This is a genomic window from Kitasatospora sp. NPDC096204 (genome assembly GCF_044763205.1).
Lineage (GTDB): Bacteria > Actinomycetota > Actinomycetes > Streptomycetales > Streptomycetaceae > Kitasatospora.
On record NZ_JBIWFT010000038.1, the window covers coordinates 1 to 18,941 of the forward strand.

Genomic DNA, 18,941 nt, shown 5'->3' on the forward strand with positions numbered 1-18,941 from the left:
CAGCGCCTTCGCCAGCACCGCCGACGTCCCGATCACATCCGTGCCGTGGATGTCGTCGTCGTTCACGTGCACGGCCTTGTCCGCACCCATCGACAGCGCCTTGCGCAGCGCGTCCTTCGCGTCGTCCGGCCCCACCGTCAGCACCGTCACCTCGGCGCCCTCGTTCGCCTCCGCGATCCGCAGCGCCTGCTCCACGCCATACTCGTCCAGCTCCGACAGGAGGCCGTCCACACCCTCCCGGTCCGTGGTGTGGTCGTCCGCGAAACGACGGTCACCCGTCGCGTCCGGCACGTACTTCACACAGACGACGATCCTCAAGCTCATGAGTGGTTCTCCTGTCACGGGTGCACGGATGCACTGGATCCATGGCCTCAGGCATGCCGAGGGTACTGAGTGCCAAGTCCGGCCCGGGCGCGACCCGCGCACCGCAAGCGCCACCTGGACCGGCAGACCGGGTCGACTCCCGTCGACTGGCGTCAGAGGCTCCACGGAGAGGATACGGCACTCAGTACCCCTCGTAAAGGAACTCAGTACCCTTTCGGGACCTCCGAGGGCGGCCGGCGGCGCGAACCCGGCAAGGCCGGGGCTCTAGCCGCGCAGGACGACCGCGGCCTCTCCCGTGTGGACGCGGAACGTCATCGATTCCTGGAGGTAGAGGCTGATCGTTTCGGCGTCGTGGGAGAGGTAGCCCACCGAGGTGTCCTGGCCGAGGAAGAGTTCGAAGTCCCCGCCGCGGGCGGAGAGCAGGTAGGCGCCCTCGATGGCCGGGGCCCAGATGATGTCGCCGTCCAGGAGGCGGGCGATGTGGTTGTGGACCGGGTAGCCGTGGTCGCTGGTCTCGTTGACGGCGGTGAAGGCGGCCGCGCCGAGCAGGAGCGAGTAGGGGCCGCCGACGCCGGCGAGGCGCAGGGCGGTGAGGGCGCGGCTGACGGCCTCCGGGTATTCGCGGACGTCGTCGGGGAGCTGGACCGGGGGGTTGGTGGAGGCGGCGCGGATGCCGTCGATGGCGGCGGCGCGGTAGCCCTCGAAGACGGCGCGGTCCTCGGCCAGGGCGAGCTTGCGCGCCGCGTCCTTGACCGGCTGCCAGTCGGAGTCCCGGGAGCCGCGTTCGACGTCGTCCACGGCGTCGCGGCGGACGGTGAAGGGGACGCGCAGCTCGACCACCGGCTGGACGGTGCGGGCACGGGCCTCGATGCCGTCCGTCGGGGGGTCGACGGCGGTCAGGTGGCCGGTGCCGACGGCGGCGAGGGTGGCGCCGTCGGGACCGCTGAGGTCGACCACCCGGCGGCCGGCGATGTGGAGCTTGAAGGTCTGGCGGGCCTCCTCCTCGATCTCCTCCCACGCGGCGGCGGAGATCGGGGCGAGGTCCCGGTGGAGGTTGTTCATGGGCGCGGTCCTGTTCAGGTGGTCGGCTTGAGGCTGCCGATGCCGAGCGAGCCGTCCCCGGGAGCAGGGGCGGAGGCGGTGGAGGGCGGAGGCGGCGGGGAGTCGAGGAGGTCGGCGGTCGGCACGAAGAAGAGCCCCCCGGTGACGGCGGTGGAGAAGTCCAGCAGCCGGTCGGTGGTGCCGGGCGGGTTGCCGACGAACATGTTGCGCAGCATCTCCTCCGTCACCCCCGGGTCGGCCGCGTAGCCGATGAAGTAGGTGCCGGCCTCGCCGCCGCGGCCCGCGGAGCCGAAGGTGCCGTACGGCATGTTGAAGCGGACGATCTTGCGCTCCTCGCCGTCCGGCCCGGTGATCACGGTGAGCGCCACGTGCGAGTCGGCGGGCTTGACGTCGTCGGCCAGCTCGATGTCGGCGAGCTTGGTGCGGCCGACCGCCCCCTCCTGCTCCTCCACGCTCAGCGCGTTCCACTTGTCCAGATCGTGCACGTACCGCTGCACGACGACGTAGCTGCCGCCGGTGAACGCCGGGTCCTGCGCGCCGATCAGGGCGGCGTGCTCGGCGGCCCGGCCCTCCGGGTTCTCGGTGCCGTCCACGAAGCCGAGCAGATCCCGGTCCTCGAAGTACTTGAAGCCCTGGACGGAGTCGACGACGGTGGCCGCGCCGGCGAGCCGTCCGGTGAGTTGCGCGGCCAGCTCGTAGCAGAGGTCCATCCGTGCGGCCCGCAGGTGCAGCAGCAGGTCGCCGGGGGTGGCCGGGGCCCGGTGGCGGGTGCCGGCCACCTCCTGGAAGGGGTGCAGGGCGGCCGGGCGGGGGCCGGTGAAGAGGCGGTCCCAGAGTTCGGAGCCGATGCCGGTGACGCAGGTGAGGCCGCCCTCGGGCGCCCGGAAGCCGACCGCGCGGCGCAGTGCGGCGAGTTCGGGCAGCAGCTCGCGGACGGCCGCCTCGCGGCCGGGCTCGACGGTGAGGACCAGGAAGACGGCCGCCGCGGTGAGCGGAGCGAGGACGGGCTGCGGGGTGGGCGGGGGCGGTGCGAGCGGCATGGACGGCCTCCGGTCTCCGGGCCTGATCATCCGTACGATTACACCCCGGGGCGGACATTTCGGCACGGCCTGCGGCCCGGGAGGGTGCTTCCCGCACGGGCGCTCCGTGCTTCCCGTACGAGCGCACCGAGGGGCGGGTACGCCGAGGGGCGGGCGCGCTTCCTCGCACGCCCGCCCTCGATCGGCCCTCGGTCCGCCCTGGATCGCCCCTCGGCCGACCTGCCGGCCCGGGTTCACACCCGCAGTGCCGCCAGCTGCTCGGCGAACGGCACCACCTGCTCGGGCAGGTCCGCCGCCGCCGGGCCGCGCCCGGCCAGCAGGGCCGCCAGCTCGCCGGCCGCCCGGTCGATCCGGCGCGGCAGGCCGTCGGTGAGCCCGTCCCCCGCCGCGCCCCAGTCGTCGGTGGCCGCGTAGACGGAGGTCGGCAGCACCACCGCGCGCAGGTAGCTGAACAGCGGGCGGACGGCGTGCTCCAGGGCGAGCGAGTGCCGGGGCGTGCCACCGGTGGCGGCGATCAGCACCGGCTTGCCGGTGAGCGCGTCGTTGTCGATCACGTCGAAGAAGGACTTGAACAGGCCGCTGTACGAGGCGGTGAAGATCGGCGTCACCGTGATCAGGGCGTCCGACTCCGTCACCGCCTCGATCGCCGCGCGCAGCCCGGCGCCGGGGAAGCCGGTGACGAAGTTGTTGGCGATCTCCACCGCCAGGTCCCGCAGTTCGACCACGGTGACGTCCACCTCGCGCCCTTCCTGGGCGAGTCGGCGCACGGTCGAGTCGGCGAGCCGGTCGGCCAGCAGCCGCGTCGAGGACGGCTTGCTCAGTCCGGCACTCACCACCACCAGCTTGAACGCGGTCACTTGGCCACCTCCGTCTTCTCGTTCTCCTGCGCGTCCCGGGCCGCGACCAGCGCGGCGTGGGTCGGCCCGTCCGGCACCCCGGCCGGGCGGCCCTTGGCGAACTCCTCGCGCAGCACCGGCACGACCTCCTCGCCGAGCAGGTCCAGCTGCTCGAGCACCGTCTTCAGCGGCAGGCCGGCGTGGTCCATCAGGAACAGCTGGCGCTGGTAGTCGCCGAAGGTCTCGCGGAAGGTCAGGGTCTTCTCGATGACCTCCTGCGGGCTGCCGACGGTCAGCGGGGTCTGCTCGGTGAACTCCTCCAGCGAGGGCCCGTGGCCGTACACCGGCGCGTTGTCGAAGTAGGGGCGGAACTCGCGCACCGCGTCCTGGGAGTTCTTGCGCATGAACACCTGTCCGCCGAGGCCGACGATCGCCTGCTCGGGCGTGCCGTGGCCGTAGTGGGCGTAGCGCTCGCGGTAGAGGTTGATCAGCTTCCGGAAGTGCTCCTTGGGCCAGAAGATGTTGTTCGCGAAGAAGCCGTCGCCGTAGTAGGCGGCCTGCTCGGCGATCTCGGGGCTGCGGATCGAGCCGTGCCAGACGAACGGCGCGACGTCGTCCAGCGGGCGCGGGGTGGAGGTGAAGCCCTGCAGCGGGCTGCGGAAGCGGCCCTGCCAGTCCACCACGTCCTCGCGCCACAGCTGGTGCAGCAGCGCGTAGTTCTCGATCGCGAGCGGGATGCCCTGGCGGATGTCCTGGCCGAACCACGGGTAGACCGGGCCGGTGTTGCCGCGGCCCATCATGACGTCCACCCTGCCCTCGGCCAGGTGCTGGAGCATCGCGAAGTCCTCGGCGATCTTCACCGGGTCGTTGGTGGTGATCAGCGTGGTCGAGGTGGAGAGGATGATGCGGTCGGTCTGCGCGGCGATGTAGCCGAGCATGGTGGTCGGGGAGGACGGGACGAACGGCGGGTTGTGGTGCTCGCCGGTCGCGAAGACGTCCAGGCCGACCTCCTCGGCCTTGCGGGCGATGGCCACCATCGCCTTGATCCGCTCGTGCTCCGTCGGGGTGCGGCCGGTGGTGGGGTCGGTCGTCACGTCGCCGACGGAGAAGATTCCGAACTGCATGCTGATCACCACATCCCAGGTAGTAAAACTTTCAACCACCTTAGCACCGGGGTGCGCGCGGCTATTCCCGCCGGCTCCCCCGGCTCCCCCGACTCCCCCCGGCAGCCGACTCCCGCCGACAATGGAAGCCGGGGATCCCTCCGGAAGGGCGGCGGACGATGGATCCGTACATCGCGGTGAGCGCGCTGAGCCACGAGGGCCTGGTGCGGGAGCACAACGAGGACAGCCTCACGGTCGGGCCGTGGACGCTCTGCGCCACCGTGACCACCAACCCCCAGACCCTGCTCTTCCCGCTCGGCCCGCCCTGTGTGGTCGCCGTCGCCGACGGCCTGGGCGGCCACCCGGGCGGCGAGGTGGCCAGCGCGCTGGTCGCCCGCCGGCTCGCCGCCGACGGGGGCGCGCTGGACGGCGAGGAGGCCGTCCGCGAGGAGCTCCAGGCCTGTAACCGGGCCGTCTACGCGGCCGCCGCCGGGGAGCCGGGGCTCGCCGCGATGGGCACCACCGTCGCCGGGCTGGTGCTGCTGCCCGGGCAGGCGCTGGCCTTCAACGTCGGCGACAGCCGGGTCTACCGGATCTCCGGGGACGGGCTGCGCCGGGTGAGCGTGGACGACAGTCCCCCGCTGCCGCCAGGCCGACGCACCACCTCGGCGGTCACCCAGACCCTGGGCGGCTCGCTCGGCCTCACGTACGTCGAACCGCACGTCCGGGCCGCGCCGCTGGCCGCCGGGGACCGGTACCTGGTGTGCAGCGACGGCCTGACCGACCCGGTGCCCGACGAGGAGCTGGCCGCGCTGCTGGCGCGGTCCCTGGAGGGGGCGGACCGCTCGGACGGCAGGGCGGCGTTCGAGCTGTGGAGGGCGGCCATCGAGTCGGGCGGGCCGGACAACATCACCCTGGCGCTGGTGCGGGTCGGCGCGTAGCCCCCGGGCCGGGACACGGACCCGCCCCGGACGGGGCGCCGCAGCGCTCCGCCCGGGGCGGTCACCTGTCCAGCTGCCGTTGTCGGCTCAGAATTCGCTCGTGACGCTCACCCCGCTGAAGCCCTGCTGGGCGTAGAGGCTGAAGAAGACGTAGCCGCCGGCCGGCGGGTCCGTGACGGTCAGCGTCTCGGAGTTGTCCGGGCCGGTCGACCGCGCGGTGTTCGCGTCGGTGTAGGCCCAGCCGGCCGGGTTGTAGTAGAGGTCGCCGTTGCCGGTGCCGCCCTTGCTGGTGATCTTCACCTGCTTGGTGCCGGCGGGCACCAGCAGGTAGAAGTGCGCGTAGTTGCCGGTGGTCGCCGCGACGTTGCTGCGGGCGCAGTTGGCCGCCAGCTGCCGGGTGTCGGCGCCGGTGCACTCCGGCAGCTGCGGGGTGGGCGGCGTGCCGCCCCCGTCGGTGGCGCAGGCGCCGGCGGCGCACTTGGTGAGCCAGCTGTCGAAGTCGGCGTCGTAGCGGGTGCCGATGGTGGTCTTCAGGATGGTGCGGGCACCGTCCCAGTCACCGGCGCGGTACTTGGCGAGCACGGCGTCCACGTCGGAGCGGTGCTGCTCCAGCATGTAGCGCACGGCCAGGTAGCCCCAGCGGTAGACCCGGTCCTGGTCGCCGTAGGCGGTGTCGAAGAGGTCGCTCAGCTTGTACGTGTGCCGGCCGGCCGCCGCGATGGCACCGTCGTTGTTGACCTTGCGGTACGAGTAGGAGACGTACTCGGCGAAGCCCTCCACCCACCAGATGGTCGGGGTGGTCATGCCGGCGTTGAAGTCGCCGTACATGTCGAACCGGCCGTCGAGGTAGTGGGTGTACTCGTGGTTGAGGTTCCAGATCTCGAAGGACGGGCGGGCCCACTCGGCCTCGTAGCAGAGGAAGCGCGGCTGGTTGCCGGCCTTGGTCGGGTCGCCCTCCAGGTACATGCCGCCGTTGTTGGTGTCGATGCCGTAGATCGCGGCGGCGAGCACCTGGTAGTCGAGCGAGGAGTGGAAGACCACGACCTCGATCGTGCCGTTGTTGTCGTCCTTGACCGGGCCGCTGTCCTTGGCCACCGCGTGGAAGAACGCGTCCTGGCCGGTCAGGCTGGTGCAGGCGGTGGCCAGCTGGGTGCTGTCCAGCGCCTGGGCGATCAGCTTGATGCTCGGGCTGCAGGTGGAGGTCACGGTGAGCACGCCGGCCTTGAGCTGGTCGGCCTTGTCGCAGGTGCCGTAGTACGAGCAGTTGCCGCTGTCGTAGTAGTCGACGGCCTCGGCGACCGCGGCCCACTGGTAGACGGTGCGGCCCTTGGGCTCCGACGCGGCGACCAGCCCCTTGGCGAGCGGGCGGACCTTGGCCTGGAGGGCCGTGTCCTTCAGGAAGCGGGTCAGCTCCTTGGTCGCGTTGTAGACCAGCACGCCGTAGGTGTCGCCGAGCAGGGCGTTGTTGCGGGTCGCGAAGTCGGAGAGCGCGTCGAGCACGCTCGGGTCCGCCTCGACGGCCGCGTCGAAGCCGGGCACCTGGTGGCCGCGGAAGAGCACGGTGAACACCGGGTTGACGGCCCACGCCATGCCGGCCGGGTTCCAGGTGTCGGCCTTGTAGTCGCCCAGCAGCCGCTTGACGACCGGCAGGTAGCGGACGTTCTCCTGCGCGCTGTCGATCAGGGTGACGGTCTCGCCCAGGATGGGCGCGTTGCCCGCCACGACGTCGCGCGAGTGCGCGCTGTTGAAGAACGCGTCCAGCCCGGACTGGATCGCGGTCTTGAGGCCGGCGCCGTACTCGCCGACGTCATCCTTGTGGTACCACTGCACGAAGTAGCCGGCGCGCAGGTAGAGCACCAGCTGCTCGACGGAAGTGCTGTTGTCACCCGGGTAGTTGGCCGCCGCGTCGCGCAGCGCGTAGGCCACCGTGCTCATCTGCTCCTCGCGGAACGCGCCGCGCGCGTCGCCGCCGGTGAGCTGGAAGAGGCTGTTGACGCACTGGATGTCGGCGGCCTTGATGTGCTGGACCAGGTCGCTGCCGGTCCGGCCGGTGAAGTCGCCGATGGTACAGGCCTGTTGGGCCGCCGCGCCGAGACTGAGGGCCTTGGCGGCCGGCCGGACCTCGGCCGGCCGGGTGTCGACCGGGAGCGGGGCGCGCTGGTCGACCGAGGCCAACTGCTGCCCGCTGTCGGCTCGTTCGGCGGATCCGGTGGCGGGCTGCGGGGCCGGCCCGGCAGGGACGGGCGCGGGCTTTCCGCCCGGGACGGGGGTGGCGGGGGCGGCCTGGGACTGCGGGGCGAACAGGCCGATCGCCATGAACAGGGACAGGAGGAGCGTCATCAATCGTGCCGGCTGCGGGATTCGCAGCAGCCGTGAAGGACTCACGTGGGGGCCTCCGGGCCGTCGTCGACCGCGAGTTGGGGCGCGGACGATGGGGTGGTCGAGGACCGTTGGCGACGGCGCCGCATGGGGGCGACTCCGTCGGGCGCGGTGGGGGATGTGACATGTACCATGGCACATCTCACATGGCCTTGGGAACCCGGGGCGTTGTGCACGGTTTGCGGGGAACTCAGGAAGGACCGGTGATGACGGTCCGTCAAATGGACTGCCCCGGGCGGGCGCCGTAGCGCTCCGCCCGGGGCGGTCACCTGTCCGGTCTGCCGGTTCGGCTCAGAGTTCGCTCGTGACGCTCACCCCGCTGAAGCCCTGCTGGGCGTAGAGGCTGAAGAAGACGTAGCCGGCCTGCGGGTTGTCGACGGTCAGCGTCTCGGAGTTGTCCGGGCCGGCCGAGCGCGTGACGTAGGAGTTGGTGTACGCCCAGCTGCCCGGGTTGTAGTAGAGGTCGCCGTTGCCGGTGCCGCCCTTGCTGGTGATCTTCACCTGCTTGGTGCCGGCGGGCACCAGCAGGTAGAAGTGCGCGTAGTTGCCGGTGGTCGCCGCGACGTTGGTGCGCACGCAGTCGGCGTCCAGCTTCCGGACGTCACCGTCCGCGCACTCCGGCAGCTGCGGCTGGCCCGGGGTGCCGGTGGCGCAGGCGCCGGCGGCGCACTTGGTGAGCCAGCTGTCGAAGTCGGCGTCGTAGCGGGTGCCGATGGTGGTCTTCAGGATGGCACGGGCACCGTTCCAGTCCCCCGCCCGGTACTTGGCGAGCACCGCGTCCATGTCGGAGCGGTGCTGCTCCAGCATGTAGCGCACGGCCAGGTAGCCCCAGCGGTAGACCCGGTCCTGATCGCTGGTGCGGTAGACGGTGTCGAACAGCTCGCTCAGCTTGTAGGTGTGCTGCGGGGCCACCGCGATGGCGCCGTCGTTGACGACCTTGCGGTAGGAGTAGGAGACGAACTCCGCGAAGCCCTCCACCCACCAGTCGATCGGCTGGACCTGGCCGGCGTCGTAGTCGCCGTACACGTTGAACCGGCCGTCGAGGTAGTGGGTGTACTCGTGGTTGAGGTTCCAGATCTCGAAGGACGGGCGGGCCCACTCGGCCTCGTAGCAGAGGAAGCGCGGCTGGTTGCCGACCGTCGCCGGGTCGCCCTCCAGGTACATGCCGCCGTTGTTGGTGTTGATGTCGTAGATGACCGCGGCGAGCACCTGGTAGTCGAGCGAGGAGTGGAAGTTCACGACCTCGATCGTGCCGTTGTTGTCGTCCTTGACCGGGCCGCTGTCCTTGGCCACCGCGTGGAAGAACGCGTCCTGGCCGTTCAGGCTGGCGCAGGCGGTGGCCAGCTGGGTGGCGTCCAGCGACTGGGCCAGGATGTTGATGCTCGGGCTGCAGGTGTGCTTCACCGTCAGGTTGGCGGCCTTGAACTTCGCGGGGTCGTCACAGGTGCCGTAGTACGAGCAGTTGTCCTTGTCCCACCACCCCACCGCGAGCGTCACCGAGCCGCGCTGGTACATGGTGGGACCGCTCGGCGCGGACTGCTGGGCCAGGGTCCGCGCGTACGGGCGCAGCCTGGGCAGCAGCTCCGGGTACTGCATGAAGCGGGTGAGCTCGTTGGTCGCCTCGTAGACCGTCCGCCCGTAGGTGCCGCCGTGCAGGCCCTGGTTGCGGGAGATGAAGGTGTACAGGGCGTCCAGCACGGTCGGGTCGGCCTTGACGGCCGGGAGGAAGTCGGCCTGCCGGTGCCCGGCGAAGAGCTGGGTGAGCACCGGGGTCACCGCGTAGACCATGCCGGTCGGGTTCCAGGTGGCACTGTCGTAGTCGGTCAGCAGGCGCTTGGCGACCGGCAGGTAGCGGGCGCTGTCCTTGATGCTGTCGATCAGCGTGGTCGCCCGGGCCAGCGGGCCGGCGTTGTCCGCCGAGATGTCCCGCGAGCGGGAGTTGGCGAAGAAGGCGTCCAGCGCGGCGCGGGAGGCGTCCTTCAGGCCGTTGCCGTAGGAGCCCACCACGTCGGGGTTGTAGAAGTGCACGAAGTAGCCGGCCTGCAGGTAGAGCATCAGCTGCGAGATCGACGCGCTGTTGTTGCCCTGGTAGCCGTTCGCTGCGTCGCGCACCGCGTTCGCCACGGTGATCATCTGCGACTCGCGGAAGGCGTCGGCGGCGTCACCGCGGCCGATCTTGAACAGCGAGTTGACGCACTGGAGGTCGACGGACTTGATCTGCTGGACCAGCGCACTGCCGGTCCTGCCGGTGAAGTCGCCGACGTTGCAGGGCGTTCCGGCCGCCGCACCGAGGCCGAGGGCCTTGGCCTGCGGCTGCTCGGCCGCGGACAGGTCGGTGAGCGGGGTCGTCGGCGACTGGGGTACCAGGTCCTCCGGGCTGAGCCTCTTGCGGCCGTCCGGCTTCGCCGGGGCGGTGTCGGCACGGCTGTCGCCGATCGCGGGCGGCGGCGCCAGGTGGGCGGGCACCGTGCCGGCGGGCACGCCGGTGGGGGTCGTCCCGCCGGGGGCGGGAGTGGTGGGGGCTGCCTGGGACTGCGGGGCGAACAGGCCGACCAGCAGGAACAGGGACAGGACGAACGTCAACAGTCTTGCCGACTGCGGAAACCGCAGTAAGCGGTGGCCATTCACGTGGGGGCCTCCGGGCCGTCGATGGCCGCGATTGGGGCGCGGCCTGCGGTGGAGCGAGGACCGACCGCGACGGCACCGCGTGGGGCGATTCCGTCGAGGAAGTGGGGATGTGACATGTACCATTGCACACATCACACAACATTGTGAAGGCCTTTACCCACGGTCTACTCATCCGAAATGACGGAGAGGACATGGCGACGGGTCGTCACCATGCCCTGTCCGTCCGGGGAACGGCCGCCGGCTACTTGCGCAGCAGCAGGATCACGCCCGCCGTCACCAGGCCGACCACGACGGCGGCCGCGCCGTACGCCAGGCGGTGCGCCCGCAGTACCGGCAGGAAGCGGTCCACGGCGTAGCGGCCGGGGCCGGTCAGGGCGAGCGCGGCCGCAGCGGCCGTCAGCAGCAGCTCGTACTCGCTGCCCTTCGGGGCGAAGAAGCCGCCGCCCCACGTGACGGCTATCGCGTTGACCATCGTGCCGACGATCGCGGCACCGGCCAGCGGGGTCAACAGGCCGACGGCGAGGGCGAGTCCGCCCAGCGTCTCGGTGAGGCCCGCCACCACGGCCATGGCATGGCCGGCCGGGTAGCCGCTCATGGTGAAGAACTGACCGGTGCCGTCGATGCCGCCGCCGCCGAACCAGCCGAACAGCTTCTGGCTGCCGTGCGCGGCCATGGTCAGGCCGAGGGCGAGGCGCAGGAGCAGGAGTCCGGCGTCGTAGGCGTGCGGGGAGGTCGTCGCGGGCCCGGCGGTGTCCCGGGCCGGGCTGACGGCAGTGGTGGCGGCGGTCGTGCTCGGGCTGCTGCTCGGCATGCGCGTCTCCATCGGTGTCGATCGGGGTGCGGTCGTCGTCCGGCGCGGCCGGACGCGATGACGGGGTGTGGTGGTGCGGCAGGCGGGGTCGTCACCCGGCGCCATTGTTCAAATTTGAACCGCCGCTCGTTCGACCGTACCCCGAAGTTCGAATTTGAACAACTGACGGCCCGTCGACGACTCGCGGCGCCCGTCCGGGCCGGGGAGGGTGGAGACATGGCCCAGCACAGGCAGCACCGACGGGGAGCCCGGACCGGCACCCCCTACCCCGAGGCGCTGGACGCCTTCGGCGAACGCGTCCGGCTGATCACCCCCGGCCAGTGGGACTCCCCCACCCCCTGCAGCGACTGGTCCGTCCGCGACCTGGTCAACCACCTCACCGGCGAGCAGCTCTGGGTGCCCGAACTGCTGATGGGCGCCACCATCGGCGAGGTCGGCGGGCGCTTCGACGGCGACGTGCTCGGCGACGACCCGCTCACCGCCTGGACCGAGGCCGCCGAGGCCGCCAAGGAGGCCTGGGCCGTCCCGGGCGCCACCGAGCTGACCGTCCACCTCTCCTTCGGCGACACCTCGGGGCAGTACTACCTGGACCAGCTCACCACCGACCTGGTGATCCACTCCTGGGACCTCGCCGAGGGCATCGGACGGCACACCCGGCTCCCGGACGGGCTCGTCGAGTTCGCGCTCGGCGAGTTCGCCGGGTACGGGGACCTCTCCGGCAGCGGGCTCTTCGACCCACCGCTGCCGGTGCCCGAGGACGCCGGCCCGCAGACCCGGCTGCTCGCCCTCACGGGGCGGCGGGGCGGAGGGTGACCGGGGGCGTATCCGGGCGGGCGGCCCGGCGCCGGATACTGGAAGGCGGCGGGGGAAGTCTTCCGTGCGAGAGGCGGGCGGGCCATGAGCCGCAGGCCTGACATCCTCGGCGAGTTCACCGCCGACCACCGGGCGGTCACCGAGCTGCTCGACCGGATCGAGGCCGCACCGGCCGGCGACCCCGGACGCGGCGAGCTGCTGGGCCGGCTGACCGACCTGCTGTTCACCCACTGCGCCGCCGAGGAGGAACACCTCTTCCCGGTGGTGCAGCACGACGTGCCCGACGGCGGGGACCTGGTCTTCCGCAGCATCCACGACCACCTGGCGATCGGGCAGTACCTCGCCGACCTCCAGGGCCTCGGACCGGACGACCCGGCCTTCGACACCCTGCTGCGCGGCCTCGCCGAAACCCTGCGGCGCCACCTGCGCGGCGAGGAGAAGCAGCTCTTCCCCGCCGCCCGCAAGGCCCTGCCCGCCGCCGCCCGCACCGCGCTGGGCGACCGGCTACGGGCGGAGCGGGCCGAGCTGGACGCCTCCTGAGGGGCTGCGGCCCGGCCGGCTCTCCGGATCGGCCGGACCTCCGGCCCGGTCAGTCCTTGGGGCCGGTCAGTCCTTGAGGCCGCTCAGTCCTTGGGGCCGGTCAGTCCTTGGGGCTGATCACCGCGAACCGGGCGCCCTCGCGGTCCCGCAGCCGGGCCACCCGCCCGTACGGGGAGTCGAAGGCCGGCCCGATCACCCCGCCGCCCAGCTCCACGGCCCGGGCCAGCGCCCGGTCGGTGTCCGGGACGGCGAAGGACACCTCCCAGTGCGGCGGCATCCCGGCCGGGCCGCCCGCCTGCTCCCTGGCCAGCGCGGCGACACTGTGACCCTCGGCGCGCAGCACCACCCGGTCGTGCTCCCAGCGAACGTCGAAGCGCTCCGGGTCGCGGCCGTCCCAGCGGAACACCTCGCCGTAGAACAGCGCCGCCGCGAACGGGTCCGGGGTGCGCAGCTCGATCCAGACCGGCGCGCCGAACAGGTCCAGCTTCCGGGCCCGGCCCAGCGGCCCCTCCCAGATGCCGAACGCCGCGCCCGCCGGGTCCGCCGCGAAGGCCACCCGCCCGGCGTCGAAGGCCAGCGGCCCGACCGCCAGCGTCGCGCCGCGTTCACGCACCGCGTCGGCGGCGGCGTCGGCACTCTCCGTCCCGAAGTAGCTGGTCCACGCGAGCGGGATCGCCCCGGCGCCGCCGACCCCCAGCCCGGCCACCGCCTCCCCGCCCGTCACCGCGTGCACGTACGGCCCGAAGCGGTCCGGTCCGGGCTCGAACTCCCAGCCCAGCAGCGGCCCGTAGAACTTCTCGGCGTCCTCCAGGCTCCGGGCCGTCAGGCTCACCCAGCACGGCACGGCCGCCACACAGCGCACCCTGGCGACCTTCTCACCGCTGCCCATCGCGAACCTCCTCCGCCCACCCGACCGCCGGGCCCCTCCCGGCTCCGACGACCCACCGGCCGCCCGGGACGCCCACAGCCTAGGCCGCCACCCGCACCGCCCCGGGGAAGCCATGCCCGGGATCAGCGCACCCGGTTCCTGAGGGCTTCGGTCTCCAGGGAGATGCCCACGGGGTCGGGGAGGTGGACGGTCCCGCCGAAGGGGAGGGCCTGGATGGTCTCGTAGCAGGCTGCGACACGCCTCCGCCGGCGACGATTCAAACGTGAGGCAGGTCACAGTGTGGGAGGAAATTCCGGGGATGGATTCCCCGTTTCGGAGTACGTTGGCAGAAACGGGGAGAAGTTCCCCGGTACCTTGATCAGGAGCAGTCGCCGTGACCACCACCGCCGAGTCGGCCCGTCCCGCGGGGAGCGCGCGCACGCCGAAGTTGCGTGCGGACGCGAGCCGGAACCGGGAGCGGATCGTGCTGGCGGCCCGGGACGCGTTCGTCGAGCACGGTGCCGATACGGCGCTGGACGAGATCGCGAAGCGGGCGGGGGTCGGCAACGCCACGCTGTACCGGAACTTCCCGGACCGGGTGGCGCTGATCCACGAGGTGGCGGTGCTCGTCAAGAACCGCGTCCTGGCCCTCGCCGAGACGGCGACGGCGGAGGCGGACACCCCTGACGGCGACGGCCCGTTCGATGCCCTCCAGCGGTTCGCGCACGCGTCCGTCGAGGAGAAGGTCGGCGGCCTCTGCGCCCTGTTCAGCAACCACGTCGACCCGTACGACCCGGAGTTGACCGACATCCGCAAGCGCCTGCAGGCCGCCGTGGGCGGACTGATGGAGCGCGCCCGGGTGGCGGGCGAGCTGCGGCCGGACGTCGAGAGCGGTGACCTGTTCATCGCGCTGAGCCAGCTGACCCGCCCGCTGCCGAACACCTCCTGCCGCCTCCACGACGGGTTCGTCCACCGGCACCTGCAGATCTTCCTGGACGGCCTGCGCGCGCCGGCCGCCTCGGTCCTGCCCGGCCGAGCCGCGACCTTCGAGGACTTCCAGCCCGAGAACTGACCGACCACCAGCACCGACCGCCGGCACCGACCGCCCGGCCGCGCCCTGACGCGTGCCCGGCCCCCTCTCCCACCGCACCCCTTCCCGTACGGCAACCTGCCGTTCCCGTACGGCACCCGCACCGTGAAGTGAGTACCCCCATGCCTCAAACCGACGCCCGACCGGCGACGCTGCCCGATCCCCGGCGCTGGAAGGCGCTGATATTCATCGGCCTCGCCCAGCTGATGGTCGTCCTCGACGCCACCATCGTGAACATCGCCCTGCCGTCCGCGCAGCACGACCTGGGCATCTCCGACGGCAACCGCCAGTGGGTGATCACCGCCTACGCGCTGGCCTTCGGCGGCCTGCTGCTGTTCGGCGGCCGGATCGCGGACCTCTGGGGCCGCAAGCGGACCTTCATCGTCGGCCTGACCGGCTTCGCCCTGGCCTCCGCGCTCGGCGGCGCCGCGGCCGACACCGCGATGCTGCTCGGCGCCCGCGCGCTCCAGGGCGTGTTCGGCGCGCTGCTCGCGCCGGCCGCGCTGTCGCTGCTCGCGGTGACCTTCACCGAGGCCAGGGAGCGCGCCAAGGCCTTCGGCATCTACGGCGCGATCGCCGGCGGCGGCGGCGCCATCGGTCTGATCCTCGGCGGCCTGCTCACCGAGTACATGAACTGGCGCTGGACCTTCTTCGTCAACATCCCGTTCGCCATCGTGGCCGCCGCGGGCGCCGTGCTGGTGATCCGCGAGCCCGCCGAGGGCCGCAACCGCAACAAGCTGGACGTCCCCGGCGTGCTGCTGGTGACCGCCGGCCTGGTCTCGCTGGTCTACGCCTTCACCCGCGCCGAGTCCGACGGCTGGTCGGCCGGCAGCACCGTGGGCCTGTTCGTCGCGGCCGCCGTGCTGCTGACCGCCTTCGTGCTGGTGGAGCGCCGGGTCAAGGCCCCGCTGCTGCCGCTGCGCGTGGTCCTCGACCGCAACCGGGGCGGGGTGTACCTGTCGCTGGGCATGGCCGTGATCGGCATGTTCGGTCTGTTCCTCTTCCTGACCTACTACCTGCAGATCGTGCTCGGTTACAGCCCGGTGCTGACCGGCGTGGCCTTCCTGCCGATGGTGGCGGGCATGATCACCGGCTCGACCCAGATCGGCGCCCGGCTGATGACCCGGATCCCGGCCCGCTACCTGATGGCGCCCGGCTTCCTGGTCGCCTCGGTCGGCATGTTCCTGCTGGCCCACATCGGTCTGGACACCTCCTACCCGGCGGTCATCCTGCCCGGCCTGGTCCTGATGGGCCTCGGCATGGGCACCGCGTTCATGCCGGCGATGAGCCTGGCCACGCACGGCGTCCAGCCGCGCGACGCGGGTGTGGCCTCGGCGATGGTCAACACCTCGCAGCAGGTCGGCGGCGCCATCGGCACCGCGCTGCTGAACACCATCGCGGCCAGCGCGACCACCACCTGGCTGGCCTCGCACGCCTCCGGCGCGGTCGCCTCGCCGGAGGCCGCCAAGGTGCTCCAGTTCCAGGGCATGGTGCACGGCTTCTCGACGGCGATCTGGGTGTCCTTCGGGATCCTGGTGGCGGCCGCCGCCGTCGCCTTCACCTTCGTCAACGCCGGCCGACCGGGTGCCGCGGCGGGCTCGGGCGCGGGCTCGGCGCAGGAGAACGAGGTGCCGGTGCTGGTGCACTGACGCCGGGGGCCTGTCCCTGACGACAGGCTCCGGGGTGGACTCGGGTGCATACGCGGCCCGTCGGGTGTCTTCCACGACACCGGGCGGGCCGCTCGCCGTTTCCGGAGAGAACGTTTCCGGAGAGGACGTTTCCGGAGGGAGGGAGGAGGAGGACACCCCGAGGGGGCACCCGGGTAGAAGTGGGGATCACTCCCCGATTATGGTGGCCCCAGTGCGAATCGGGGACCTCTCCCCGTTTCCTTGGGACCGAGGTGCGTGCACATGACCCGGAATCAGAGCCCTGGGCGGGGGCAGCGGGCCGCCGACTGGGCGGACGGCCGGCTGGGGATCTACTCCCTGGCCAGGGCGAACCTGCGGAAGATCTTCCCGGACCACTGGTCCTTCATGCTGGGCGAGATCTGCCTCTACACCTTCCTGATCATCATCCTGACCGGCGTCTGGCTGACGCTGTTCTTCAAGCCCGGCATGGGCGAGGTGGTCTACGCCGGCTCCTACGTGCCGCTCAGGGGCGTCCCGATGTCGGAGGCCTACGCCTCCACGGTGGACATCAGCTTCGAGGTGCGCGGCGGCCTGCTGATCCGGCAGATCCACCACTGGGCCGCGATCGTCTTCGTCGCCGCCATGTTCGTCCACATGATGCGGGTCTTCTTCACCGGCGCCTTCCGCAAGCCGCGCGAGGTCAACTGGGTCTTCGGCTTCCTGCTGCTCTTCCTCGGCATGCTGGACGGCTTCTTCGGCTACTCGCTGCCCGACGACCTGCTCTCCGGCACCGGCATCCGGTTCATCGAGGGCTCGATCCTCGCCGTCCCGCTGGTCGGCACGTACGTCCAGATGTTCCTGTTCGGGGGCGAGTTCCCCGGCCACGACATCGTGCCGCGGTTCTTCACCATCCACGTGCTGCTGATCCCGGGCATCATGCTCGGGCTGCTGGTGGCGCACCTGATCCTGGTCTTCCACCACAAGCACACCCAGTGGGCGGGCCCGGGCAGGACCGAGAAGAACGTCGTCGGCATGCCGCTGATGCCGGTCTACGCGGCCAAAGCCGGCGGGTTCTTCTTCCTGGTCTTCGGCATCGTCGCACTGGTGTCGGCGATCGCGACCGTCAACCCGATCTGGGCGTACGGCCCGTACCGTCCGGACCAGGTCTCCACCGACGCCCAACCGGACTGGTACATGGGGTTCGCCGAGGGACTGATCCGGATCATGCCCGGCTGGGAGATCGGGCTGTGGGGGCACACCCTCAACCTCGGGGTGCTCATCCCGTTCGCGCTGTTCCCCCTCGTCCTGGGCGCCATCGCGGTGTACCCCTTCGTGGAGGGCCGGCTGACCGACGACGACCGGGAGCACCACCTGCTCGACCGGCCGCGCAACGCACCAGTCCGCACCGCGCTCGGCGCCGCCTGGATCAGCCTGTACCTGGTGGCACTGGCGGCCGGCGGCAACGACCTCATCGCCACCCACCTGCACCTGTCGCTCAACACCATCACGTACGCCGCCCGCGTCGGCTTCTTCGTCGTCCCGGTCGCGGTCTTCGTCGTCACCAAGCGCTGGTGCCTCGGCCTCCAGCGGCGGGACCGGGACAAGGTTCTGCACGGGCGCGAGACCGGCGTCATCAAGCGCCTGCCGCACGGCGAGTTCACCGAGGTGCACGCCCCGCTCCCGCAGCGGGAACTGCACCGGCTCACGGCGCACGAACAGCCCCGCCCCCTCGTACTGCCCGCCGCGGTGGACGAGAATGGAGTGGCCCGCCCGGCGGGGGTGCTCACCCGCACCCGGACCCGGCTCTCCCACGGGTTCCACGGTGAGGGCGGCCGGATCCCCAAGCCCACCGCCGAGGAGTACCGCGAGATCAGCGAGGGCCACGGGCACTGACCCGCGCCCCCGACGGCACAGGGAGGAAAGGTGCACCACCGAACCGACCGGCTCGCCGACAGCAGGTACCTCCTGCTCACCACCTTCGGCGAGGACGGAAGCCGGATGGACTCGCAGCTCTGGGTGGTGCCGGACGGCACGGCCCTCGGGGTCTGGACGCCGGCCCACTCCGGCGAGGCCGAACGGATCCGCCGCCACCCCCGGGTGCTGATCGGCCCCTGTGACGCCCACGGACGCCCCACCGGCCGCCGGGTCCCGGCCCGGGCACGGCTCTGCGACGCCGACGACACCGCGCGCTACCGCACCTCGCTGATCAACAAGTACGGCCTGTCGGCGCTGATCGCGCTGGCCCGCAGCCGGCTCCGGGTGGGGCTGGCCGGGACGGTCGGCATCCGGATCACGCTGAACGAACTGGAACAGCGGCTGGTCGGTCCGGAGTGGCAGCCGCCGGCCACCTACTGCGTCAACTGAAGGACCGGCGAACGCTGTCGGGTGCCGGGGCCCGGGAAGGCGGCCCCGGCACCCGGCGCTTCCGGAGCCGTGCGCGACGGCAGCCGTTCGCGACAGTGGCTGTTCACGGCGGCGGCCGTTCGTGAGAGCGGCCGGGAAGCCGCGGGAGAGGTCAGGACAGCGGGTGGGTCGGGACCGGGCTGACCTCCTGGATCTCGCCGTGGGCCTTGGTGAGCAGCTGCGAGGCGAGCTCGTTGAGCGCACGGGCCCCCGCGATCTCCTCGCCGACCCTCAGCTGTTCCGGGTCGGAGGGGTGGCGGCTGCTGTAGCCGTGGGCGCGCAGTTCGCTCCCGTCGCCGAGCCGCAGCATCGCGGCGGCGCTGGTCCGCGGCCCCTCTTCGCGGAACTCCATCTCGATATGCCAACCGACCAGAGTCTTCATGGCGGATCACCTCCATCGGTTACTCCTCCAGGGTGCGCCGCACCCACCGTGAACACCAGGCCAGCCGGTCGGGGCGGCATCCCGGGGGCGAGT

General features: G+C 71.7%; 17 protein-coding genes. 7 read left to right on the top strand and 10 right to left on the bottom strand.

The annotated features are described in order from the left end of the window. From ACIQ87_RS31955 to ACIQ87_RS31975, 5 genes are all read right to left on the bottom strand, one after another. Positions 1 to 324: electron transfer flavoprotein subunit beta/FixA family protein (locus ACIQ87_RS31955; protein ID WP_402413572.1), on the bottom strand; the 324-nt coding region annotated here is incomplete at its 3' end. A 264-nt stretch (positions 325 to 588) separates the two neighbouring features. Further along, entirely contained in the window at positions 589 to 1,386 is a 798-nt protein-coding gene (locus ACIQ87_RS31960) for a family 1 encapsulin nanocompartment shell protein (RefSeq protein WP_402413574.1), read from the bottom strand. A 14-nt stretch (positions 1,387 to 1,400) separates the two neighbouring features. Then, entirely contained in the window at positions 1,401 to 2,426 is a 1,026-nt protein-coding gene (locus tag ACIQ87_RS31965) for a Dyp-type peroxidase (RefSeq protein ID WP_402413576.1), read from the bottom strand. A 233-nt stretch (positions 2,427 to 2,659) separates the two neighbouring features. Beyond that, positions 2,660 to 3,283: an FMN reductase gene (locus ACIQ87_RS31970; protein ID WP_402413579.1), complete on the bottom strand. Its 624-nt coding sequence runs from the start codon at positions 3,281 to 3,283 to the stop codon at positions 2,660 to 2,662. After that, a complete protein-coding gene (locus ACIQ87_RS31975) occupies positions 3,280 to 4,386 on the bottom strand; it encodes an LLM class flavin-dependent oxidoreductase (protein WP_392920118.1) in 1,107 nt (368 codons plus the stop codon). Before ACIQ87_RS31975 ends, ACIQ87_RS31970 begins: the two co-directional genes overlap by 4 nt. Before the next feature lie 158 nt (positions 4,387 to 4,544). On the opposite strand from ACIQ87_RS31975, the gene ACIQ87_RS31980 reads away from it, so the two are divergent. Further along, positions 4,545 to 5,306, top strand: a complete 762-nt coding sequence (locus ACIQ87_RS31980) for a PP2C family protein-serine/threonine phosphatase (RefSeq protein WP_402413583.1) — start codon at positions 4,545 to 4,547, stop codon at positions 5,304 to 5,306. 87 nt (positions 5,307 to 5,393) lie between these two features. On the opposite strand, the gene ACIQ87_RS31985 is transcribed toward ACIQ87_RS31980, so the two are convergent. From ACIQ87_RS31985 to ACIQ87_RS31995, 3 genes are all read right to left on the bottom strand, one after another. Continuing rightward, the gene (locus ACIQ87_RS31985) at positions 5,394 to 7,646 is read right to left on the bottom strand and encodes a M9 family metallopeptidase (RefSeq protein WP_402413585.1); all 2,253 of its coding nucleotides are present in this window, start codon (positions 7,644 to 7,646) and stop codon (positions 5,394 to 5,396) included. A gap of 330 nt (positions 7,647 to 7,976) precedes the next feature. Then, positions 7,977 to 10,268, bottom strand: coding sequence for a collagenase (locus ACIQ87_RS31990; protein WP_402413588.1), 2,292 nt, complete (start codon positions 10,266 to 10,268; stop codon positions 7,977 to 7,979). A 286-nt stretch (positions 10,269 to 10,554) separates the two neighbouring features. Beyond that, positions 10,555 to 11,124: a DoxX family protein gene (locus ACIQ87_RS31995; protein WP_402413591.1), complete on the bottom strand. Its 570-nt coding sequence runs from the start codon at positions 11,122 to 11,124 to the stop codon at positions 10,555 to 10,557. A 216-nt stretch (positions 11,125 to 11,340) separates the two neighbouring features. Here ACIQ87_RS31995 and ACIQ87_RS32000 point away from each other — a divergent pair, with 216 nt between their 5' ends. Together ACIQ87_RS32000 and ACIQ87_RS32005 are read left to right on the top strand one after the other, a co-directional pair. Then, complete coding sequence (locus ACIQ87_RS32000) at positions 11,341 to 11,937, top strand: TIGR03086 family metal-binding protein (RefSeq protein WP_402413594.1); 597 nt, start codon at positions 11,341 to 11,343, stop codon at positions 11,935 to 11,937. Between the two features lie 84 nt (positions 11,938 to 12,021). Next, positions 12,022 to 12,477 (top strand): hemerythrin domain-containing protein, encoded by a 456-nt coding sequence (locus ACIQ87_RS32005; protein ID WP_402413596.1) that lies wholly within the window; start codon positions 12,022 to 12,024, stop codon positions 12,475 to 12,477. Between the two features lie 100 nt (positions 12,478 to 12,577). Here the strand turns inward: ACIQ87_RS32005 and ACIQ87_RS32010 are convergent, their stop codons facing one another. Continuing rightward, complete coding sequence (locus ACIQ87_RS32010; RefSeq protein WP_402413598.1) at positions 12,578 to 13,366, bottom strand: VOC family protein; 789 nt, start codon at positions 13,364 to 13,366, stop codon at positions 12,578 to 12,580. 373 nt (positions 13,367 to 13,739) lie between these two features. Here ACIQ87_RS32010 and ACIQ87_RS32015 point away from each other — a divergent pair, with 373 nt between their 5' ends. From ACIQ87_RS32015 to ACIQ87_RS32030, 4 genes are all read left to right on the top strand, one after another. Next, positions 13,740 to 14,417, top strand: a complete 678-nt coding sequence (locus ACIQ87_RS32015; RefSeq protein ID WP_402413599.1) for a TetR/AcrR family transcriptional regulator — start codon at positions 13,740 to 13,742, stop codon at positions 14,415 to 14,417. A 140-nt stretch (positions 14,418 to 14,557) separates the two neighbouring features. Next, positions 14,558 to 16,084 carry an MFS transporter gene (locus ACIQ87_RS32020; RefSeq protein ID WP_402413600.1) on the top strand — a complete coding sequence of 509 codons (1,527 nt, stop codon included), beginning with the start codon at positions 14,558 to 14,560 and terminating at the stop codon, positions 16,082 to 16,084. A gap of 261 nt (positions 16,085 to 16,345) precedes the next feature. Then, entirely contained in the window at positions 16,346 to 17,956 is a 1,611-nt protein-coding gene (locus tag ACIQ87_RS32025; RefSeq protein WP_402413603.1) for a cytochrome bc complex cytochrome b subunit, read from the top strand. Between the two features lie 30 nt (positions 17,957 to 17,986). Next, on the top strand, positions 17,987 to 18,427 hold the full coding sequence (locus tag ACIQ87_RS32030; protein WP_402413604.1) for a PPOX class F420-dependent oxidoreductase: 441 nt from the start codon (positions 17,987 to 17,989) through the stop codon (positions 18,425 to 18,427). Between the two features lie 151 nt (positions 18,428 to 18,578). Here the strand turns inward: ACIQ87_RS32030 and ACIQ87_RS32035 are convergent, their stop codons facing one another. Then, complete coding sequence (locus ACIQ87_RS32035; RefSeq protein WP_392884550.1) at positions 18,579 to 18,848, bottom strand: DUF1876 domain-containing protein; 270 nt, start codon at positions 18,846 to 18,848, stop codon at positions 18,579 to 18,581. Between the last annotated feature and the right edge of the window lie 93 nt (positions 18,849 to 18,941).